The 4662-nt window shown below is 62.3% G+C and carries 4 protein-coding genes and 1 pseudogene; 1 reads left to right on the top strand and 4 read right to left on the bottom strand.

Annotation, left to right across the window (positions count from 1 at the left end; genetic code table 11):
• The coding region (locus L0G76_RS14270) for a Bax inhibitor-1/YccA family membrane protein (protein ID WP_304357825.1) at nucleotides 1-231 on the bottom strand (231 nt) is incomplete at its 3' end.
• A gap of 292 nt (nucleotides 232-523) precedes the next feature.
• A complete protein-coding gene (locus tag L0G76_RS14265) occupies nucleotides 524-2107 on the bottom strand; it encodes an AbgT family transporter (protein ID WP_304357824.1) in 1584 nt (527 codons plus the stop codon).
• Nucleotides 2108-2480: 373 nt separating this feature from the next.
• Here L0G76_RS14265 and L0G76_RS14260 point away from each other — a divergent pair, with 373 nt between their 5' ends.
• Nucleotides 2481-2780 carry a hypothetical protein gene (locus tag L0G76_RS14260; protein ID WP_304357823.1) on the top strand — a complete coding sequence of 100 codons (300 nt, stop codon included), beginning with the start codon at nucleotides 2481-2483 and terminating at the stop codon, nucleotides 2778-2780.
• A gap of 129 nt (nucleotides 2781-2909) precedes the next feature.
• Here the strand turns inward: L0G76_RS14260 and L0G76_RS14255 are convergent, their stop codons facing one another.
• Nucleotides 2910-3995, bottom strand: a complete 1086-nt coding sequence (locus L0G76_RS14255; protein WP_304357822.1) for an inositol-3-phosphate synthase — start codon at nucleotides 3993-3995, stop codon at nucleotides 2910-2912.
• A 163-nt stretch (nucleotides 3996-4158) separates the two neighbouring features.
• Nucleotides 4159-4662 (bottom strand): annotated as a pseudogene (locus L0G76_RS14250) (peptide chain release factor 3); the annotation flags it as partial.

Raw genomic sequence — 4662 nt, 5'->3', positions numbered from 1 at the left:
AACGAACCAGCCGAGCACGGCGCCAGCGAGAAGGATGGCGAAGAGGACACCGGTCTTCATCATGACGTCGTCGTAGGTCATTGCCCGGTCGGCAACCTGCGGACCGGCATTGCGGTTCTGTGCGGCAGGCTGGTCGAACAGGTTGTTGAGCTCCTGGTCGGACATGACCGGTTCATTGCGTCCGGCCTGGACTCCCTGATTGAGAGCCCGGTTCATCATGGGGTTACTCACGGTCGAGATCCTTTCGATCTGAGTAGGTTGCTCGCGCGGACGAAATGCCGCGCGAGAGTCGAATCATGGTTTCAGTGTAGCCACGTGAGCTGGACAGTCACTGAAGATCCAGCGCACGCATCAACGAGCGTTGCACGATGATAACGCTGGCGCTGGGTCTCGCTATTCCTGCGTTCATGTCAGAAGTAGTCCGAGTGCGTTCCTGGAGCAAACGCTAAGCCGGCGTCGAACGCAGAGCGCTCGACAGCGCCGCCCGACTCCGCCTCTCGACGCACTGAGGCAGTTCGCGGACTCAGCCCATCTGGTAGCTCGTGGCCGAGCCCGGCCCCCAGGGGATCCCGGTGGACCACCAGATGAAGAACAGCAGTCCCCAGAAGACGAACATCGCGAACGACAGCGGAATCGTGAACGAGAGCAGGGTCCCGATCCCCGAGTCCTTCTTATACCGCTGGATGAAGCCGAGGACGACGACGAAGTACGGGCTCATCGGCGAGATGATGTTCGTCGTCGAATCACCGATCCGGTACAGGGCCTGCGTGGTCTCCGGGGCGATGGACAGGAGCATGAACATCGGCACGAGCACCGGCGCCATGAGCGTCCACAGGCCCGAACCCGAGGTCAGGAACAGTGCGCCCAGGGCCACGAGCAGCCAACCGCCCATGAGGATGACGAACGATCCGGTGTCGAGGGAACCGAAGAACTCCGCTCCCCTGATCGCGAGGATCTCGCCGAGGCTGGACATCTTGAACAGCGCCAGGAACTGGCTGGCGGCGAAGAACAGGACGATGACGGGCACGAACGGCAAGAGCCCCTTGCCCATCATGTCGGGAATGTCCGATGTCTTCTTGATCGAGCCGGTGGCGTAGCCGTAGACGATGCCGACGATGAAGAATCCGAAGCCGATGATGGCGGCGATGCCCGACATCAGTCCCGATTCGGGGCCGAAGGCCCCAGCCTCATCGCGCAGGAAGGAGCCCTCGGGCAGGGCGAGGAAGAACAGGATGGCCGCGCAGGCGACGATGGAGGCCACGGCGATGACCATGCCGCGCTTCTCGTTGGAGTCCAAGGCCATCTTGACGTCGAAGTTGTCCGGGTCGTTCTCGTCCGGTTCGTCGAGTTCGATCTGGTCGGCGCGTTTGGTCAGCAGAAGTTCGGTGACCAGGGTGATGGCGCCGGCGACGACGAACATCGAGATGAAGTTGAAGTAGAAGTTCGCGAGCGGGCTGACCACGTAGTCGCCGTCGATGATCTGAGCCGCCGAGGTGGAGAGCCCACCGAGGATCGTGTCCATTGAGTTGACCATGGGTGCTGCCGAATACCCGCCCGAGGTGGCGGCGTAGGCGACGACGCAGCCCAGCAGCGGGTTGCGCCCCACCGCTTTGAACGCGAGTCCGCCGAGGGGAATCATGATCATGTACGAGGCATCCGAGGCGATCGACGCGGCGGTGCCGGCGAGTGCGACGATGAACGTGATCCACTTCGGTGAGGCACCGGCGATCGTTGCGCGCAACATCGCCGGGATCAGTCCGGACTGCTCCGCCACGGCCACGCCGATGAGGACGATGAGGACGAGGCCCAGTGGTGGGAACGTGACGAAGTTGTTCGTGGCTCCGGCGACGATCTCACGCAGGGACTCCGTGCTGAAGAGATTGGTGACACTCACCGTCTCATCGGTGGCGGGGTTGACCGCCTGCAGTCCGGTGGCGGAGAAGATCGCTGAGAGCACCATGACCACGACGGCCAGTGACAGGAACAGCCAGAAGGGGTGCGGAAGTTTGTTGCCGGCCTTTTCGATGATGACCAGCAGACGCATGAGCCAATTGAGCTCGGCAGGCTTCTTCGGTGTGGTGTCGGTGACAGCGGCGTTGCGCGACATCGATGCTCCTCGGTGGTTCGTCAAGGGGTATGCAGATGAGCCGGTGGGAGCCGCTCACCCAGTCGTCGGCCACGACCAATATGTGGCAGGGACCACTGTCTGCAAGTCCCCAGTGTCATGGACAACTCCGATTGCGGCGAGGCGATCTCATATCCTGGATTGCCGTCGTCATCGACGGAGGTGGTGGTTGGCGAGATCTGACCCCCGATCGTCGCTGCCGGACGTACCCGAGTGTCGACTTGCGGCGACTGTGCGCAGGGGCCCCACCGCTCACACTTGAAGCACGAGATTCCGCACAGCTCCTGATCACCGCCCGACTCGACCGCCCCGACGCCTCGGTCTCCCCCTGTGGGGGCTGATCGGTCTGGCTCTGTTGGCCGCCTCCCGTGTCGTCCTCCACGACCTCCGCGTCATCTACGGAATTCTTCCGGCTGCGGGCCGTCAGATCTTCTGGACGGCGCAGTTCGATGGTCAGCCGCCCCGCCTCGGCGGTCGACTCTCGGAACTCGACCCCGGGGTTTCGAACACCGTCGTCGGCGTGTTCGCGGTCTTGACAAGCATCATCACGGGAGCTGTCGTCGGTGCAGCGGCGGGTCTGGTGACGTGGCTCCTCAGCCTGGGTCGGCGGCGACGAGTTCATCGGCTCGGTTCGGATGCCGCTTCGCAGGGATGACGGATTGATGAACGGGCCCTGGTACTGGCAATGCCGGCCGCACTGTGTGTGCGACCGGCATTGCCAGCAGTGATCTCAGGTCAGATGAACGCGGGGTTCAGTTGAAAGCGAACCCAGATGAAAGCGGGCTCAGCGTTCGAGATTTCCTTGGATGAAGGCTTCGACTGCCTCATGGGCGGCGTCGTCGCCCTTCTGCTCCGGGGGCGACTTCATGAAGTACGACGATGCGGAGATGAGTGCGCCGCCGACGCCGCGATCGAGTCCGATCTTCGCCGCACGGACGGCGTCGATGATGACTCCGGCCGAGTTTGGCGAGTCCCAGACCTCGAGCTTGTATTCCAGTGACACCGGTGCATCACCGAAGTTGCGGCCCTCGAGTCGGACGAAGGCCCACTTACGGTCGTCGAGCCATTCGACGTAGTCGCTGGGGCCGATGTGGACATTGCGGTCGGAGAGCTCGGCCGAGGTGTTCGAGGTCACGGCCTGGGTCTTCGAGATCTTCTTCGACTCGAGGCGCTTGCGTTCGAGCATGTTCTTGAAGTCCATGTTGCCGCCGACATTGAGCTGGTACGTGCGGTCGAGGACGACGCCGCGGTCTTCGAAGAGTTTGGCCATCACGCGGTGGGTGATGGTCGCACCGATCTGGCTCTTGATGTCGTCTCCGACGATCGGCACACCAGCGGCACGGAACTTCTCATCCCATTCCTTGGTGCCGGCGATGAAGACGGGAAGGGCATTGACGAAGGCGACCTTCGCGTCGATGGCGGCCTGCGCGTAGTATTCAACGGCCTCCTGCGAGCCGACGGGCAGATAGCAGACGAGGACGTCGGCCTTCGCATCGCGCAGAGTCTGTGCGACGTCGACGGGTTCGATATCGGATTCGTCGATGGTCTCACGGTAGTACTCGCCCAGTCCGTCGAGGGTCGGTCCGCGCTGAACTGCGACGCCGGTCGAGTCCACATCGGCGAGCTTGATCGTGTTGTTCTCACTGGCGGTGATCGCCTCGGCGATATCGGCGCCGACCTTCTTGCCGTCCACGTCGAAGGCGGCGACGAATTCGATATCACCGACGTGATAATCCCCGAATTCAACGTGCATGAGTCCCGGAACTTTACTTCCCGGGGCCGCATCCCGGTAATACTCAACACCTTGGATCAGGGAAGAGGCGCAGTTGCCCAATCCGGCAATCGCGACTCGAATCGATTTCGTTCCCACGTCTGTGATCTCTCCTTTGTCAGTTCGGGTCTCCCCGAGCGTCGGGTCTCCCCGACTGGGGTCACCTTGAAATGACCCCGACTATTCATCTTAATGTCCTCGTCAAAACGGCGAGACGGGTGATCGGTTGAGGCTTGGCCCCAGACCATCACGGTCTTGGGACTCAACTGACGACGAGCGGTTCCAAAACCACATCCGGGTGGTTCTTCTGCACGCCCTGCAGTCGCCACCTGTCCGAGAACAGTGCAAGCAGTTCGCCGTCGGAGCGGTGCAGAACCTCCACTGATCGTTCTCTCGCCAGGGTCGGCACGCATTCCGGTGTGGTGCGTCGGGCCAGGGAGAAGTTGAGGCGCTCCAGCCCGCAGGGTGCGTGGAATTCGTTGTTCATCCGGTCTTCGGCGACCTCGAACTGCATCGGTCCGACGGCGCCGAGCACAGGGGCCTGGTCGCCGCGCAGGTCAGAGCGCAGCACCTGGATGACGCCTTCGTGGTCGAGTTGTTCGATGCCGCGGCGGAACTGTTTGTACTTCGAGGAGTCTTTGGCCCTGATGACCATGAAGTGCTCGGGAGAGAACGTCGGGATTCCGGGGAATTCGACCTTCTTGTCCAGATAGAGCGAATCACCCACCCGCAGGGCACTGGCGTTGACCAGGCCCACGACGTCTCC

The sequence above is a fragment of the Brevibacterium picturae genome, assembly GCF_030453725.1.
In the GTDB taxonomy this organism is placed as follows: domain Bacteria; phylum Actinomycetota; class Actinomycetes; order Actinomycetales; family Brevibacteriaceae; genus Brevibacterium; species Brevibacterium sandarakinum_A.
This window is presented reverse-complemented; position numbering and strand designations above follow the sequence as displayed.